This window comes from Pseudomonas sp. MWU12-3088 (assembly GCF_023242405.1).
Taxonomy (GTDB): Bacteria; Pseudomonadota; Gammaproteobacteria; order Pseudomonadales; family Pseudomonadaceae; genus Aquipseudomonas; species Aquipseudomonas kribbensis.
Genome location: NZ_JALJEA010000008.1, coordinates 35575 through 50763, shown reverse-complemented (window position 1 = coordinate 50763; position 15189 = coordinate 35575). Strand labels below are relative to the sequence as shown.

The following is a 15189-nucleotide window of genomic DNA, read 5'->3' as shown; positions in this document are numbered from 1 at the left end:
CGGAGCCACCAATGTCGCTACGACCGCTCGTTTTGCTCAGTGTTTTCGCCCTGCTGGTGGCCTGTGGCAGCGATAAGCCAAAGCCGCAGCCACCAACGCCGGGGCCGGCGCCGCAACAGGCACAGAAAAAGGCCAGGGAAGCAGCCGACCTCGGCCCGTTGCCCGCGTATCAACGGGAACTGAGCGGCACCTTGCAGGGTGTGCCGGCGGGCGCCGAAGTTGAACTGGCGCTGCTGGTGATCGACGAGAAAGGTCGCCCGCAGCAGTTGCTCGCCAGTTCCAGCCTGATCGGCAACAACCAGGTTCTGCCATTTCGCCTGCGCTTCAATCCTGACGCCTTCCCGGTCGGCGCACGGGTCGAACTGCGTGGCCGCGCCACGCAATCCGGTCAGTTGATCCTGCACCTGCCGTCGCAGACCATCAGCCAGCCGACCACCCAGGCCCTGGGCCAGCTGCAGTTTGTAAAAGCGCCATGAATGCACCGCTGGACCTGCAACAGGCGCTGGGCGAGCTGCTTGGTGATGCCCGGCTGATGGCCTGCCCGCTGCCGGACACTGACCTGAAACTGTGGCTTATCGACGGCGACAACATGGCCCGGGAGTTCAGCCCGGACGAAACCCGGCGGATCCTGCACGAGCCGCCGTACTGGAGTTTCTGCTGGGCCAGTGGTCTGGCGGTGGCGCGTTATCTGGCGGAATTTCCCGAGTGGGTGCGTGGCAAACGCGTACTGGATTTCGGTGCCGGTTCCGGGATCGCCGGGATTGCCGCCGTGAAGGCCGGCGCGCTGGAAGTGGTGGCCTGCGACCTTGATCCGCTGGCGATTGCCGCGTGCCGGGCCAACGCCGAACTCAATGATGTGCAGATGAGCTATTCCACGGACTTCTTCGCCGAGGCGGATCGCTTCGATCTGATCCTGGTGGCCGACGTTCTGTACGACCGCGAGAACCTGCCGCTGCTCGACGCCTTTCTCAGTCGCGGCCGGGAGGCGCTGGTGGCGGATTCCCGGGTCAGGGATTTCCGTCACCCGCTGTACCGGCGCATTGAAATGCTCGAAGCCATGACCCTGCCGGATCTGGCCGAGCCCGAAGAGTTTCGCCATGTCAGCCTCTACCACGCGGCCCGCGCCTGACCGTATAGTTGCCCCATTCACGCTTTTACGAGATACCCCATGAGTCAGCAAACGCCGTACATTTTCGACGCCACGACGGCCGACTTCGACCAGTCGGTGATCGAGGCTTCCTTTCAAAAACCGGTGCTGGTGGATTTCTGGGCCGAATGGTGTGCGCCGTGCAAGGCGCTGATGCCGATGCTGCAAGGCATCGCCGAGAGCTATCAGGGCGAGTTGCTGCTGGCCAAGGTCGACTGCGACGTCGAGCAGGACATCGTTGCCCGCTTCGGTATCCGCAGCCTGCCGACCGTGGTGCTGTTCAAGGACGGTCAACCGGTGGACGGTTTTGCCGGCGCCCAGCCGGAATCCGCCGTGCGTGCCCTGCTTGAACCTCACGTAAAAATGCCACCGCCGGCAGCGGCTGATCCGTTCGAGCAAGCCCAGACGCTGTTCGACGAAGGCCGTTACGCCGATGCCGAAGCCGCGCTGGTGGTGATGCTCAACGAAGACAACACCAACGCCAAGGCGCTGATTCTCTACGCTCGTTGCCTGACCGAACGCGGTGAACTGGGTGAAGCGCAAACCGTGCTCGACGCGGTCAAGAGCGACGAACACAAAGCCGCGCTGGCCGGTGCCAAGGCGCAGATCAAGTTCCTCGGCCTGGCCCGCGACCTGCCGGATGCCGCCGACCTGAAAAGCCGTCTGGCGCAAAACCCGCAAGACGACGAAGCGGTGTATCAACTGGCGATCCAGCAACTGGCCCGCCAGCAATACGAAGCGGCGCTGGACGCGCTGCTCAAGCTGTTCATCCGCAATCGCAGCTACGGTGAAGGCCTGCCGCACAAGACCTTGCTGCAAGTGTTCGAACTGCTGGGCAACGATCACCCGCTGGTGACCGCTTACCGGCGCAAGGTGTTTGCCGCGCTTTACTAAGCGCTTACTCGATCCAGCTGTAGAGCGGCGTGTCCCCGCCGCTCGCCACTTTCACGTCCGACGAATGCCGCAGGCGCACCAGCAAGCGCTTGCCCGCCGCCGCGCTGCCGGTCAGTCCTTCGAGCTGATCCAGCAGCTCCGGCCCGCTGAGTTGCCCGGCCTTGCGCAGCAAATCCCTGGCGACCTGCCACACCGCGTCATCCTGATTGACCGGCTTCGCCACAGGCGCCGCGGCAGCTTGCGGCTGGGCCGTTTGCACCTGCACGCCAAACTGCGCACCGAGCCGCGCCCAGTCGCTTTCATCCAGTTCCAGGGTCAAATCCACCGGCAACTCACCGACGGTTCCGCGTATCCGCAACATAACTTCGCTCCCGCACATTTCTGACCTGCATGCTCCCATGGGACTTGTGTAACGCCAAGCGGGCGGGCAAACTCTGCGCACTTTCGTTATAAGATTACATAACAAACTCTTCACTTTACTTCCCGGAGTCCGCCATGCGTCGTCTGCTGCTCGCTTTGCCGTTTGCCCTGTTGCCGCTGGCCATCGCCCAGGCCGCCGATGAGCACGATCATGATCACGAACATGGCAGCCTCGGTGCCCACGAGCATGGCGTCGGTCGCCTGAACGCTGCGCTCGACGGCCAGACCCTGGAGCTGGAGCTGGAAAGCCCGGCGATGAACCTGGTCGGCTTCGAGCACGTCGCCACCAGCGATGCCGACAAGGCCAAGGTCGCTGCCGCCCGTGCACAGCTGGAAAAACCTTTGGCGCTGTTCAGCCTGCCGCCCGCCGCCGGTTGCAAAGTCGCCAGTCAGAAACTGGAAAGCCCGCTGTTCGGTGACAAGCCGGATGCCGACGATCACGACGACGATGACCACGACGAAGACGCCAAGGGCGGCGAAGCGCATCACCACGACCACAGCGAAATCCACGCTCACTACCAGTTCACCTGCGCAGCTCCGGGCGCCTTGACGACTCTGGATCTGGCGAACATTTTCAATACCTTCCCGGCGACCCAGAAAATTCAGGTACAACTGATCAGCCCGAACGGCCAGCAAGGCACGGAAGTGACGGCCAAATCCGCCGCCCTGAAATTCTGATCACGAACCGGCACCATGACCCAAGCACTCATCGAACTGTCCGACCTGGGCTTCAACTGGCCCGGTCACCCGCCGCTGCTGGACATCCCGGCGTTTCGTCTGGAACCGGGTGAAACCCTGTTCCTCAAGGGCCCCAGCGGCAGCGGCAAGACCACCCTGCTCGGCCTGCTCGGCGGGGTGCAGAAGCCCGGTCGCGGCAGCATTCGCCTGCTCGGCCAGGAACTGACCGAACTGGGTGCCGGCGCTCGCGACCGTTTTCGCGTCGATCACACCGGCTACATCTTTCAGCAATTCAACCTGCTGCCATTTCTCTCGGTGCGCGAGAACGTCGAGCTGCCCTGCCACTTTTCGAAGCTGCGGGCAGACCGTGCGAAGCAACGTCATGGCAGCGTCGATCAGGCCGCCGCCACCCTGCTCGCCCACCTGGGTCTGAAGGACGAAGGCATTCTCGGGCGCCGCGCCGATTCGCTGTCGATCGGTCAGCAGCAACGGGTTGCCGCTGCGCGCGCATTGATCGGTCAGCCGGAACTGGTGATCGCCGACGAGCCGACCTCGGCGCTGGACTACGACGCCCGGGAAAATTTCATTCGCCTGTTATTCGCCGAATGCCGTGAGGCCGGTTCGAGCCTGTTGTTCGTCAGCCACGACCAGAGCCTGGCGCCGCTGTTCGACCGTCACCTGTCCCTGGCCGAACTCAATCGCGCCGCCACGTCTGCCGAGGTCTGAGATGTATCTGTTCCGTCTGGCCATGGCCAGCCTCGCCAACCGCCGTTTCACCGCCCTGCTTACTGCATTCGCCATCGCCCTCTCCGTCTGCCTGCTGCTGGCAGTGGAACGGGTGCGCACTGAAGCCAAAGCGAGTTTCGCCAGCACCATCAGCGGCACCGACCTGATCGTCGGCGCCCGTTCCGGTTCGGTGAACCTGCTGTTGTATTCGGTGTTCCGCATCGGCAACGCCACCAACAACATCCGTTGGGACAGCTTCGAACACTTCGCCAGCAATCCGAAAGTGAAGTGGGCGATTCCGATGTCCCTCGGCGATTCCCATCGTGGCTACCGGGTGATGGGCACCACCGAAGCCTATTTCGAGCATTACCAGTACGGCCGCCAGCAGCATCTGGAACTGGCCGACGGCCGTGCCTTTGCTACCGATCCGTTTGAAGTGGTGCTCGGGGCCGAGGTGGCCGAGGCGCTTCATTACAAGCTCGGCGACAAACTGGTACTGGCCCACGGCGTGGCGGCGATCAGTCTGGTCAAGCACGATGACAAACCGTTCACCGTGGTCGGCATTCTCAAGCGCACCGGCACCCCAGTGGACCGCACGCTGCACATCAGCCTCGGCGGCATGGAGGCGATCCACATCGACTGGCACAACGGTGTGCCGGCCCGTGGCAACGGGCGGATCAGCGCCGATCAGGCGCGCAACATGGACCTGACGCCGCAGGCGATCACCGCGTTCATGCTCGGCCTCAACAGCAAGATTTCCACCTTCGCGCTGCAACGGGAAATCAACGAATTCCGTGGCGAGCCGATGCTGGCGATCCTGCCGGGCGTGGCCTTGCAGGAACTGTGGAGCCTGATGAGCACCGCTGAAAAAGCGCTGTTCGTAGTCTCGCTGTTCGTGGTGCTGACAGGGTTGATTGGCATGCTCACGGCGATTCTCACCAGCCTCAACGAGCGTCGGCGCGAAATGGCGATTCTGCGCTCGGTGGGCGCGCGGCCGTGGCACATCGCAAGCCTGCTGGTGCTGGAAGCCTTCGCCCTGGCGCTGACCGGGGTGATCGCCGGGCTGGCGTTGCTGTACATCGGCATCGCTGCGGCACAGGGTTATGTGCAGGCCAATTACGGCTTGTATCTGCCGCTGGCATGGCCAAGCGAGTATGAATGGACGCTGCTCGGTGGCATTCTGGCTGCCGCGCTGCTGATGGGCAGCGTGCCGGCCTGGCGCGCGTATCGCCAATCATTGGCCGATGGCCTGTCGATCCGTTTATGAGGATGTTCACCATGCCCCGCGCTGTCCTTGCGCTGCTGATGCTGGTCGCCCTGCCCGTGTGGGCAGCGGCACCGAAAGACCTGACCTGGTCGGAGATGATTCCGCCGGACGCGGCGCCCGAAGTGCCGAACATGACGCCGTTGCATGACCTGTCGAAGATGAGCGATGCGCTGTCCGCCGAATCGGCGCCGGCAGCCAAGCAGGACATGCCCAACGCGCCGGTGGTGCAGAGCCTCGACGGGCAGAACATCCGCCTGCCGGGCTACATCGTGCCGCTGGAAGTCAGCGAGGAAGGCCGCACCACGGACTTCCTGCTGGTGCCGTATTTCGGTGCCTGCATCCACGTGCCGCCACCGCCGTCGAACCAGATCGTGCATGTGAAAAGTGAAGTCGGCGTGAAACTCGACGAGCTGTATCAGCCGTACTGGGTCGAAGGGCCGTTGCAGGTCAAACCGTCCACCAGCGAGCTGGCGGATGCCGGCTATCAGATGGAGGCGGACAAGATTTACGTCTATGAGCTGCCGGAGTAATTCCGGCAATCAGTTATAGCCCGGCCAATCGGCTTCGCGAGCAAAGGTTCCACAAAAAAAACGCCCATCACTGTTTCATTGAGCTGAGTCAAAAGACCGTATCAGACGGATTCGTACCATAGGACATCAAACATTTTTAACGTCCTTTGGGAGCTTCCATGAACAAGTCCTTGCTCAGCGCTTCGCTGTTTGCCCTCGCGCTCGCAGCCCCGCTCGCCCACGCCCACGAAGCCGGCGACATCATCGTTCGTGCCGGTGCGATCACCGTCAACCCGAAGGCCGACAGCTCCAGCGTCAAGGTCGATCAGGGTCCGCTGAGCGGCACCAACCTGGGCGGCAAGGCGACCATGAGCAGCGACACCCAACTGGGTCTGAACTTCGCCTACATGCTGACCAACAACATCGGTATCGAGCTGTTGGCCGCATCGCCGTTCGAGCATGACGTGAAGATCAAGGGCACTGCCCTGCCGGCCGCCAACGGCAAGCTCGGCACCCTGAAACACCTGCCGCCGACCCTGAGCGTCGTCTACTACCCGCTGGATTCGAAGTCGGCCTTCCAGCCGTACATCGGCGGCGGCATCAACTACACCTGGATCTACGACGAGCACGTCGGCAGCGAAGCCCAGTCCAACGGCTTCAGCAACTTCAAGGCGAAAAACTCCTGGGGCCTGGCCTGGCAGGTCGGCGCCGACTACATGCTGACCGACAACATCATGCTCAACGCCCAGGTGCGCTACATCGACATCGACACCCGCGCCACCGTCGAGAACAACGCCGTGGCCCCGGGTACTCGCGCAAAAGTGAATGTCGACGTCGATCCATTTGTGTACATGGTCGGTCTGGGCTACAAGTTCTAAGCGAGCAATCAAAGAACGTTCACGTGGTGGTGAATGAGGCTTGGTGGCGGGCAGACTCAGAACTGACGGCGATGTTACGCAATCGACCGGGGAGCAAGCTCCCTCGCTACAGGAAATGTGTTTGAAATCCGATTTCCGGCCGTGAAAAAGGCGCCTGTCAAAAGGCGCCTTTTTCATGTCCGCGAGAAGCTCAGCGACCGAGCAGACGCGCCAGGCCGACGTTCATCGGTGTTGGCGTCGGGCACTTGAATCGCTCAAGCAACCGACTGTTGTTCGCCCGCGAATGACGGATGTCACCGGAGCGTGCCGGGCCGTAGCTGACGGGCGGCAGCTCACCGACCACCGCTTCCAGCGCGGCCAGCATCTGCTTGAGGTTGGTCGCCTGATTCCAACCGACGTTCACCGCGCCGACTTGCACTTCAGGTTTTTCCAGGGCCTGCACCAGCACGTCGACCAGGTCTTCGACGTACATGAAATCCCGGGTCTGCTCGCCATCGCCGAACACGGTGATCGGCAGGCCTTTCTGCGCGCGTTCGCTGAAGATGCTGATCACGCCGGAGTACGGCGAGGACGGATCCTGGCGCGGGCCGAATATGTTGAAGAAACGGAAGATCGCCGGTTCCAGACCGTGCTGGCGACGATAGAAATCGAAGTACTGCTCACCGGCCAGTTTGTCCGATGCATACGGCGTCAGCGGCGCTTTCGGCGTGTCTTCGCTGATCGACTCGCCCTCGCCATTGTTGCCGTAGACCGCTGCGCTGGAAGCGAACAGCACGCGCTTCACGCCGGCCTCGCGCATGGCTTCGCAGACGTTGAGCGTACCGATGAAATTGCTCTGGTGAGTCTTCACCGGATCATCCACCGACGCCTGCACCGAAGCCACGGCGGCCAGGTGCGCGACGGCGCTGCAACCTTGCATCGCCCGGGCGACCAGCGCGGCATCGGCAACGTCGCCGACGATCAGTTCGACCTTGGGATTGTCCAGCGGCAGGTTGCTGCGTTTGCCGGTCGACAGGTCATCGAGGATCCGTACCGAATGGCCGTTGGCGAGCAACGCGTCCGTCAGGTGCGAACCGATGAAACCGGCGCCGCCAGTGATTAAAACAGGGCCTTCAGCCATGACGATAAAACCTATCCAGTAAGCCCGGGAGCGCGGCACGCCAGGCGCGCGGCTTGATCCCGAAAGTGTGCAGAATTTTCTTGCAGGCCAGTACCGCGTGTTGCGGTTCTTCGGCGGCATCCTCACGCGCGGCGTGGGCCTGGGCGGTCGGCTCTTCGATCGCAAGCGGATGCAGGCTGCGGGCCTCGGTGAGAATCGCCTGCCCCAGCGCCAGCGGTGTGGTCGCCTCGTGGCCGGCGTAATGGTAAGTGCCCCACAGCGGCGCCGCGCAATCGAGTTGCTTGAGCACCGAGATGATCACCCGGGCCGCATCGTCGACAGGCGTCGGATTACCGCGACGGTCGTCGGCCAGCAGCAATTCGTCCGGCTTTTCCGCGCGAGCGAGGAAGCGTCCGAGGGTGCCTTCCGGGCTGTCGTCGAGCAGCCAGCCGAAGCGCAGCAGCACGTGCTGCGGGCAAGTGGCCCGCACGCTCTGCTCGATCCGCCACAGCGCCTGACCGCGCAGGCCCAACGGCACAGGCTCGTCCTTTTCGCTGTAGGCGGTGGCGCGGGAACCGTCGAATACCCGGTAGCTGGACGGCTGCACCAGCACAATGTTGTGGTGCTGGCACAGTTCGGCCAGACGCTCGATGGCGCGTTCCTGCCCCGACAGACGGCTTTCGCTGACGGTCTCGGCCTGGAACCAGTCGAAATAGTAGGCAAGGTTGATCAATGCATCGGGACGGGTGTCGTCGAGCAGTTGAGTCAGGCTCGCGGCATCCCAGCCGTCTTCGGGCGGGCGGGGGGCGAGGAAACCGATGTCTTCCTCCGCACCGAGGCGAATCAGCGCCTGCCCAAGGGCATTTCCGCCGCCCAGTAACATAAGGCGCATTCGCATAGAGTCAGCAGGCCCAGTCTGATTGGAACGATGGCTTTAGCGACGATGCTCGGGGCACCGTCGTCGATAATTGCCGGAATCGTTGCATTTTGCGGGTTTAGTGCGCAACCGTCACCCGTAAAGTGTAGATCCCCGGCGGTACTTGCAACTTCGCCCGCCCGCCCGCATAACTGCAGACATGAATCTGCCCATCCCCAAGGACGTGGCCCTGGCAGGCTTTCACCCCGCCGTCAGCGCCTGGTTCAGCCGCACATTCGCGACGGTCACCGCCGCCCAGGCCCGCGCATGGCCGTTGATCCGCCAGCGCCGCTCGACGCTGATCGCCGCGCCCACCGGCTCCGGCAAGACCCTTACCGCATTCCTCGCGGTGCTCGACGATCTGGTCCACCGTGGCCTGGAAACCCCGGACGGCCTGCCGGACGAGACGCTGGTGGTCTATGTCTCGCCGCTCAAGGCGCTGTCCAACGACATCCGCATCAACCTGCAGAACCCGCTGGCGGGAATCACCGAGCAGTTGCGCCAGATGGATCTGCCGCCGCTGGAAATCACCACCGCCGTGCGCACCGGTGACACTCCGCAAAAAGACCGCGCCGCCATGCGCAAAAGCGCGCCGCACATTCTGGTGACCACCCCGGAATCGCTCTACGTGCTGCTCGGTTCCGAGTCCGGCCGCAAGATGCTCGGCACCACGCGCACGGTGATCGTCGATGAAATCCACGCCATCGCTGCCGGCAAACGCGGCAGCCACCTGGCCTTGAGCCTCGAACGCCTGCAGGCCTTGTGCGCCGAGCCGCTGACCCGCATCGGTCTGTCGGCCACGCAGAAGCCGATCGAAGCCGTCGCACGCTTTCTGGTGGGCCATGAGCGCCCCTGCGAAATCATCGACATCGGCCATGCGCGCCCACGGGATCTGGGCATCGAAGTGCCGCCGGTGCCGTTGTCGGCGGTCATGGCCAATGACGTCTGGGAACTGGTTTACGACCGCCTCGCCGCACTGGCCCGGGAACACCGCACGACGCTGATTTTCGTCAACACCCGGCGTCTGGCCGAACGCCTGAGCCGGCACCTGAGCGAACGCCTCGGCAAACACGCCGTAGCCGCGCACCACGGCAGCCTCGCCAAGGAGTTTCGCCTTGATGCGGAACAACGACTCAAGCGCGGCGAACTGCAAGTGCTGATCGCCACCGCGTCGCTGGAACTGGGGATCGACATCGGCGAAGTCGACCTCGTGTGCCAGATCGCCTCGCCGCGTTCGATTGCCGGATTCCTGCAACGGGTCGGCCGTTCCGGGCACCAGGTCGGCGGCACGCCAAAGGGACGCCTGTTCGCCACCACCCGCGACGATCTGATCGAATGCGCCGCCCTGCTCGACTGCGTACGCCGGGGCGAACTCGACACCCTGCACATCCCCGAAGCGCCGCTGGATGTGCTGGCCCAGCAGATCATCGCCGAGGTCAGTTGTCAGGAGTGGGCGGAAGACGATTTGCTCGCACTGTTCCGCCGGGCCGAGCCCTACGCTCGCCTCGACGAAAAACATTATCAGGCGCTGCTGACCATGCTCGCCGAGGGCTACAACGGTCGTCAGGGCATCCGCAGTGCCTACCTCCATCGCGACGCCGTCAGCCGAACCCTGCGTGGACGGCGCGGTGCGCGACTGACAGCGGTCACCAGCGGCGGCACCATCCCGGACAACGCCGACTACAGCGTGCTTCTGGAACCCCAGGGGCTGAACATCGGCAGCGTCAACGAAGACTTCGCGGTGGAAAGCATTGCCGGCGATGTGTTCCAGCTCGGCAATACCTCCTACCGAATCCTGCGGGTAGAAACCGGCAAGGTGCGGGTCGAAGATGCCCAGGGCCAGCCGCCGACCATTCCGTTCTGGCTTGGCGAAGCGCCCGGACGCAGCGCCGAATTGTCGATGGCTGTGGCCCGCCTGCAGGCACAGCTCGATCAACTGTTGAGCGCCAGCCCCGGCAATCTGCAACCGGCCCTCCACTGGCTGACCGCAACCCTGGGACTGGATCTGGCCAGCGCCGAACAGCTTGTGGATTATCTGGCCCGCGCCCGCCTCGCCCTCGGCGCCTTGCCGTCCCAGGACACGCTGCTGATGGAACGGTTTTTCGACGAGTCCGGCGGCACCCAACTGATCATCCATTCGCCGTTCGGCAGCCGCATCAACCGTGCTTGGGGCCTGGCTCTGCGCAAGCGCTTCTGCCGCACCTTCAACTTCGAATTGCAGGCCGCCGCCAGCGAAGACGCCATCGTGCTGTCGCTGTCCACCAGCCACAGTTTCGAGCTCGACGAAGTCTGGCGTTACTTGCACAGCAACAGCGCCGAACACATCCTGATTCAAGCCGTGCTGGATGCGCCGTTGTTCGGTGTGCGCTGGCGCTGGAACGCCGGGGTGGCGCTGGCCCTGCCGCGCTACACGGGCGGGCGCAAAGTCGCGCCGCAATTGCAGCGGATGAAAAGCGAAGACCTGATCGCCAGTGTGTTTCCCGATCAGATCGCCTGCCTGGAAAATCTCGCCGGTGAACGGGAAATTCCCGAGCATCCGCTGGTGGAACAGACCCTCGACGATTGCCTGCACGAGGCGATGGACAGCGAAGGCTGGCTGCAACTGCTGCGGCGCATGGAGCGCGGCGAAGTGCGGCTGATCGCCCGTGACCTTCCGGCCCCTTCGCCGCTGGCCGCGGAAATTCTCAGCGCCCGCCCCTACACCTTTCTCGACGATGCACCGCTGGAAGAGCGTCGCACCCAGGCCGTGCTCAACCGACGCTGGAGCGATCCGCAATCCACCGATGACCTCGGTGCGCTGGACGCCGACGCGATCAACGCCGTGCGCGAAGAGGCGTGGCCGACACCAAACAGCGCCGATGAAATGCACGAAGCGCTGATGAGTCTGGCCTGCATCAGCGACCGCGAAGTCGAGGCCAATCCGCATTGGCGCGATTGGCTGAATGCCCTGGCCGACACGGGTCGAGCCTGCCGATTGCAGATCGATCCCGAGCACTCGCTGTGGCTGGCACGGGAACGCCTGACCTGCCTGCAAGCGCTTTATCCACAGGCGCATTCGGCACTGCCAGCGCTACCGGGTTTCGATGAGGTCTGGACCACCGACGATGCCTTGGTGGAAGTCATCCGCGCACGGCTGAGTGCATTCGGCCCGCTGCCGCTGGAGGCCATTGCCCGGCCGCTGTCATTGCCAGCTGCACCGGTCCATCAAGCTCTCGCCCGACTGGAGCGTGAAGGCTACGTGCTGCGCGGTCGGTTCACCCCGGGGCTGACGATTGAAGAATGGTGCGAGCGGCATCTGCTGGCGCGTATTCATCGCTACACGGTCAAGCGTCTGCGCCGGGAAATCGAACCGGTGGCGTTGCAGGATTTCATGCGTTTTCTGTTCGACTGGCAGCATCTGTCTCCATCCACCCGGGGTCAGGGCAGTGCCGTGTTGCCGGCGATTGTCGGTCAGTTCGAAGGCTATCCGGCAGCCGCTTCGGCGTGGGACAGCGACATCCTCCCGGCGCGGCTCAAGGACTATTCACCGAGCTGGCTGGATGATCTGTGCCGCAGCGGAAAACTGGTGTGGACGCGCCTCAGCGCCCGGCAGAAAACCAGCGGCACGGCGCTGCGCAGTACGCCCGTTGTGCTATTGCCGCGCAGTCAGGTCGGGTTGTGGAGTTCGCTGGCCGAACAGACGCCGATCAGTGAACTGTCGCCCAAGACGCTGAAAGTCTTCGAGGCCCTCAGCCAACACGGCGCGCTGTTTTTCGATGAGCTGATTCATGAAGCGCATCTGCTGCGCACCGAACTGGAAATCGCCTTGCAGGAACTGGTCGGCGCCGGTCTGGTGAACGCCGACAGCTTTGCCGGGTTGCGCGCGCTGATCACCCCGGCGAGCAAGCGCCAGCAACGCAGCAGTCGACGTGGGCGCGGGGCGTTTGTCGGAGGTATGGACGATGCCGGTCGGTGGGCGCTTCTGCGTCGCAGGCCGGTTGTGGAGAACAGTCAGACAGCGTCGCCCGAAACCCTCGAACACATCGCCATGACCTTATTGCGCCGTTACGGCGTGGTGTTCTGGCGCCTGCTGGAACGCGAAGCCGACTGGCTGCCGAGCTGGCGCGAATTGCTGCGCACTTTCCATCGACTGGAGGCACGGGGCGAGATTCGTGGCGGGCGGTTTGTCAGTGGCCTGGCCGGCGAACAGTTCGCCCTGCCCGAGGCAATTCCGCTGCTGCGCGAAGTGCGCCGCCGCCCTCATGACGGCAGCCTGATCGCGGTGTGCGGGGTCGATCCGCTGAACCTCGCCGGCACCTTGCTGCCCGGCGATAAAGTACCGGCGCTGGCGAGCAATCGCCTGGTGTATCGCGACGGCTTGCCGGTGGCCGCCGAGATTGCCGGCAAGCAGCTGTTCTGGGTGGAGCTGGAGCAACCCGCCATGGGCGAAATCCGCAGCAAACTGACCCGTCACTGAGTCCGCGCCTGCTCCGGCAACACCACCGACGAATGCGCCGCCACCTCATCTTCCTGTCGTTTGGGCAGTAAAACCTGCTGTGGATAAGTCTGCGCGAAATGCACCCACAGGCTGTTATCCACAAGCTTTTTCAAACGCTGATTGAACGCGCGGCTCACCGCATATTGCCCGCCCGACACCGTACGGAATTGCGCCGTCAGCACCACGCCGTTCAGGTCCATCTTGTCCACGCCGAACACATCCAGCGGTCCTTGCAGGTTGTACTTGAGGAACGGGTCTTCGCGGATCGAATCCCCGGTCTCGCGGATCAGCTCGATGGCTTTTTCGACATCGGTGTCGTAGGTGAACTGCACCGAGAAGAACGCGAACGCAAACTGCCGCGATTGGTTGGTCACAGCCTTGATCTGACCGAACGGCACCGAGTGCACGAAGCCCTTGCCGTCGCGCAGGCGCAGGGTGCGAATGGTCAGGCCTTCGACCGTACCGGCATGCCCGGAATCGAGCACCACCCAATCGCCGATCGACAGCGTGTCTTCAATGATGATGAACAGCCCGGTGATCACGTCCTGCACCAGTTGCTGCGAACCGAAACCGATGGCCAGACCGACCACCCCGGCACCGGCCAGCAGTGGCGCGACGTTGATCCCGAGATTGGCCATGGTGGTGATTGCGCAGATCACCACCAGGATGATTTTGATCGCGTTGCGCAACAGCGGCAGGATGGTTTTCACCCGGGTACTCGGCTGGCGCGCCGAGCGTTTGCTGACCGGTGGTTTCAGCGCTTCCTGAATCGCCGTGTCGAGCACCACCCACAGCAGCCATGTCACGAGGAAGATCAGGCCGATGCTGCTCAAGGCATTGCTGATCGCCCGGCCGACCGTGCTGCTTTGCGCAAAATCGATCAGCGATACGCCCCAGATCCGCCCGAGGATATCGATGAACGCAATCGCGATGACGATCCGCAGCAACGCATGCAGCAGGCTGAGAAAACGCTCCTTGTAGGCGCTGCTGCGCTGGATCGCCTCGGCCCGCCGCGACTTGAACAGGTGTTGCAGAACCGTGCTGAGAAACACCGTGCCGATCAGCAGCACCGTGGTGAACAGCGCGCAGCGCAGAGCCTTTTGATTGTCCTCGCCGATGCCGATCAGATTGACTGCCGAGACCAGCACCATCAACACGATCGGCCAGTACCAGAGCCCGGAAAAGATCCGCAGCGATTCCTGCAGTGAAGGTTGTTTCAGACGTTGGGCCAGCGAGCGATTGCGGATCAGGTGCGCCACCGGCCGGCGCAAGCGAATTACCAACAGACCAAAGATGATCGACGCCAGCAGACCGGTAAACACCGCGATGCTGCTGGTGATGTTGCCACCCAGTTGCCGGGCGATCTGCGGACTGGTCAGCGCGTCACTCAACGCGGCGAGAAAGCCGATCAGGAACAGCGGTTTCGGGCAGTAGTCGCGAATGATCTGCGCCGCGCGTCGCTTGTGGCCGGTGTTGAACATCACCACCACACACAACAGCATCGAGGTGGAAAAAATACCGCTGCTGGTGGCGTAGGCAAAACACAGCGCCAGCGCCCGACCGACCGAGGCCGGCAGGAAGTGGCTGACGTACAGGGTCAACGGCAGGCAGATCAATGCAGGCAATGTGTAGGGCAGCAAATAACCGATCAGGTCCTGACTGCGCTGGCGGGTGCGCAGCCAGCGGCCCTCGCGCATCCGCTTGGCCAGAACGCTGCCAAGTACGGTCAACACGGCAAAGGTGCCGAGCCATACGCCGGACAACATCATGAAGTCCCCGGCCACTCTCCACCCCGAGCGATCCGACGGCTGATTGACCAGCCTGTCGACTTCATCCGCCGCCCGGTCGGCCCGCAGGCGCCAGGCATCGACCAGATGCTCGTTGAGGTCGAGTTTGTCCTGCACGTCGTCGATGCTGGAACTGATGGCGCCGAGCAGTCCGCCCTGCACCAATGGCTCGGGTTCGGCGGCTTTTGTGGTGGCCGCCGGGACGCCTGGCAATGTAGCGGCCTGCAGCATCTGGCCGCCGGAGAACAGCAGCGCCCCCAATAGAATTGCGATCCTGAACCTGGTCAAAACGCAGAGCTCCCTTGGTTGAACCTGTAAGGAACTGAGCGTTTTTTGCTCGGCAAAGTTCAAGAGCGCGTTGACGGTGGCTTTTGATCTTTGCGCTCAGATC

At 63.2% G+C, this 15189-nt stretch carries 13 protein-coding genes; 9 read left to right on the top strand and 4 right to left on the bottom strand.

Features of this window, described 5'->3' with window-relative positions:
* Nucleotides 1–11 precede the first annotated feature (11 nt).
* Genes M5B98_RS19030 through trxA form a run of 3 tightly spaced genes read left to right on the top strand, consistent with a single transcriptional unit; the run spans nt 12 to nt 2041 of the window.
* Nucleotides 12–476 carry a hypothetical protein gene (locus M5B98_RS19030; RefSeq protein WP_134828247.1) on the top strand — a complete coding sequence of 155 codons (465 nt, stop codon included), beginning with the start codon at nt 12–14 and terminating at the stop codon, nt 474–476.
* Nucleotides 473–1129, top strand: a complete 657-nt coding sequence (locus tag M5B98_RS19025; RefSeq protein WP_248743630.1) for a class I SAM-dependent methyltransferase — start codon at nt 473–475, stop codon at nt 1127–1129. The genes M5B98_RS19030 and M5B98_RS19025 overlap by 4 nt, the downstream gene beginning before the upstream one ends.
* A gap of 39 nt (nt 1130–1168) precedes the next feature.
* A complete protein-coding gene (gene trxA, locus M5B98_RS19020) occupies nt 1169–2041 on the top strand; it encodes a thioredoxin (protein WP_248743629.1) in 873 nt (290 codons plus the stop codon).
* Nucleotides 2042–2045: 4 nt separating this feature from the next.
* Here trxA and M5B98_RS19015 read toward each other — a convergent pair whose 3' ends face one another.
* Nucleotides 2046–2402: a hypothetical protein gene (locus M5B98_RS19015; RefSeq protein ID WP_248743628.1), complete on the bottom strand. Its 357-nt coding sequence runs from the start codon at nt 2400–2402 to the stop codon at nt 2046–2048.
* Between the two features lie 134 nt (nt 2403–2536).
* Here M5B98_RS19015 and M5B98_RS19010 point away from each other — a divergent pair, with 134 nt between their 5' ends.
* The 5 genes from M5B98_RS19010 to M5B98_RS18990 all read left to right on the top strand — a co-directional run bounded on the left by M5B98_RS19010 (nt 2537) and on the right by M5B98_RS18990 (nt 6519).
* Nucleotides 2537–3139, top strand: coding sequence for a DUF2796 domain-containing protein (locus M5B98_RS19010; RefSeq protein WP_248743627.1), 603 nt, complete (start codon nt 2537–2539; stop codon nt 3137–3139).
* A 15-nt stretch (nt 3140–3154) separates the two neighbouring features.
* Entirely contained in the window at nt 3155–3865 is a 711-nt protein-coding gene (locus M5B98_RS19005; protein WP_085712329.1) for an ABC transporter ATP-binding protein, read from the top strand.
* Between the two features lies 1 nt (nt 3866).
* Nucleotides 3867–5132, top strand: a complete 1266-nt coding sequence (locus tag M5B98_RS19000) for an ABC transporter permease (RefSeq protein ID WP_064599744.1) — start codon at nt 3867–3869, stop codon at nt 5130–5132.
* 11 nt (nt 5133–5143) lie between these two features.
* Nucleotides 5144–5662 (top strand): DUF3299 domain-containing protein, encoded by a 519-nt coding sequence (locus tag M5B98_RS18995; protein ID WP_248743626.1) that lies wholly within the window; start codon nt 5144–5146, stop codon nt 5660–5662.
* Nucleotides 5663–5820: 158 nt separating this feature from the next.
* The gene (locus M5B98_RS18990) at nt 5821–6519 is read left to right on the top strand and encodes an OmpW/AlkL family protein (RefSeq protein WP_114885812.1); all 699 of its coding nucleotides are present in this window, start codon (nt 5821–5823) and stop codon (nt 6517–6519) included.
* Nucleotides 6520–6709: 190 nt separating this feature from the next.
* Here M5B98_RS18990 and M5B98_RS18985 read toward each other — a convergent pair whose 3' ends face one another.
* A complete protein-coding gene (locus M5B98_RS18985) occupies nt 6710–7639 on the bottom strand; it encodes an NAD-dependent epimerase/dehydratase family protein (RefSeq protein ID WP_248743625.1) in 930 nt (309 codons plus the stop codon).
* The gene (locus M5B98_RS18980) at nt 7632–8516 is read right to left on the bottom strand and encodes a sugar nucleotide-binding protein (RefSeq protein ID WP_085712332.1); all 885 of its coding nucleotides are present in this window, start codon (nt 8514–8516) and stop codon (nt 7632–7634) included. Before M5B98_RS18980 ends, M5B98_RS18985 begins: the two co-directional genes overlap by 8 nt.
* Before the next feature lie 178 nt (nt 8517–8694).
* Between M5B98_RS18980 and M5B98_RS18975 the strand changes: the two genes are divergently transcribed.
* On the top strand, nt 8695–12990 hold the full coding sequence (locus M5B98_RS18975) for a DEAD/DEAH box helicase (RefSeq protein ID WP_248743624.1): 4296 nt from the start codon (nt 8695–8697) through the stop codon (nt 12988–12990).
* On the opposite strand, the gene M5B98_RS18970 is transcribed toward M5B98_RS18975, so the two are convergent.
* On the bottom strand, nt 12984–15086 hold the full coding sequence (locus tag M5B98_RS18970; RefSeq protein WP_248743623.1) for a mechanosensitive ion channel family protein: 2103 nt from the start codon (nt 15084–15086) through the stop codon (nt 12984–12986). The two genes, M5B98_RS18975 and M5B98_RS18970, sit on opposite strands and share 7 nt — an antisense overlap.
* Nucleotides 15087–15189 lie beyond the last annotated feature (103 nt).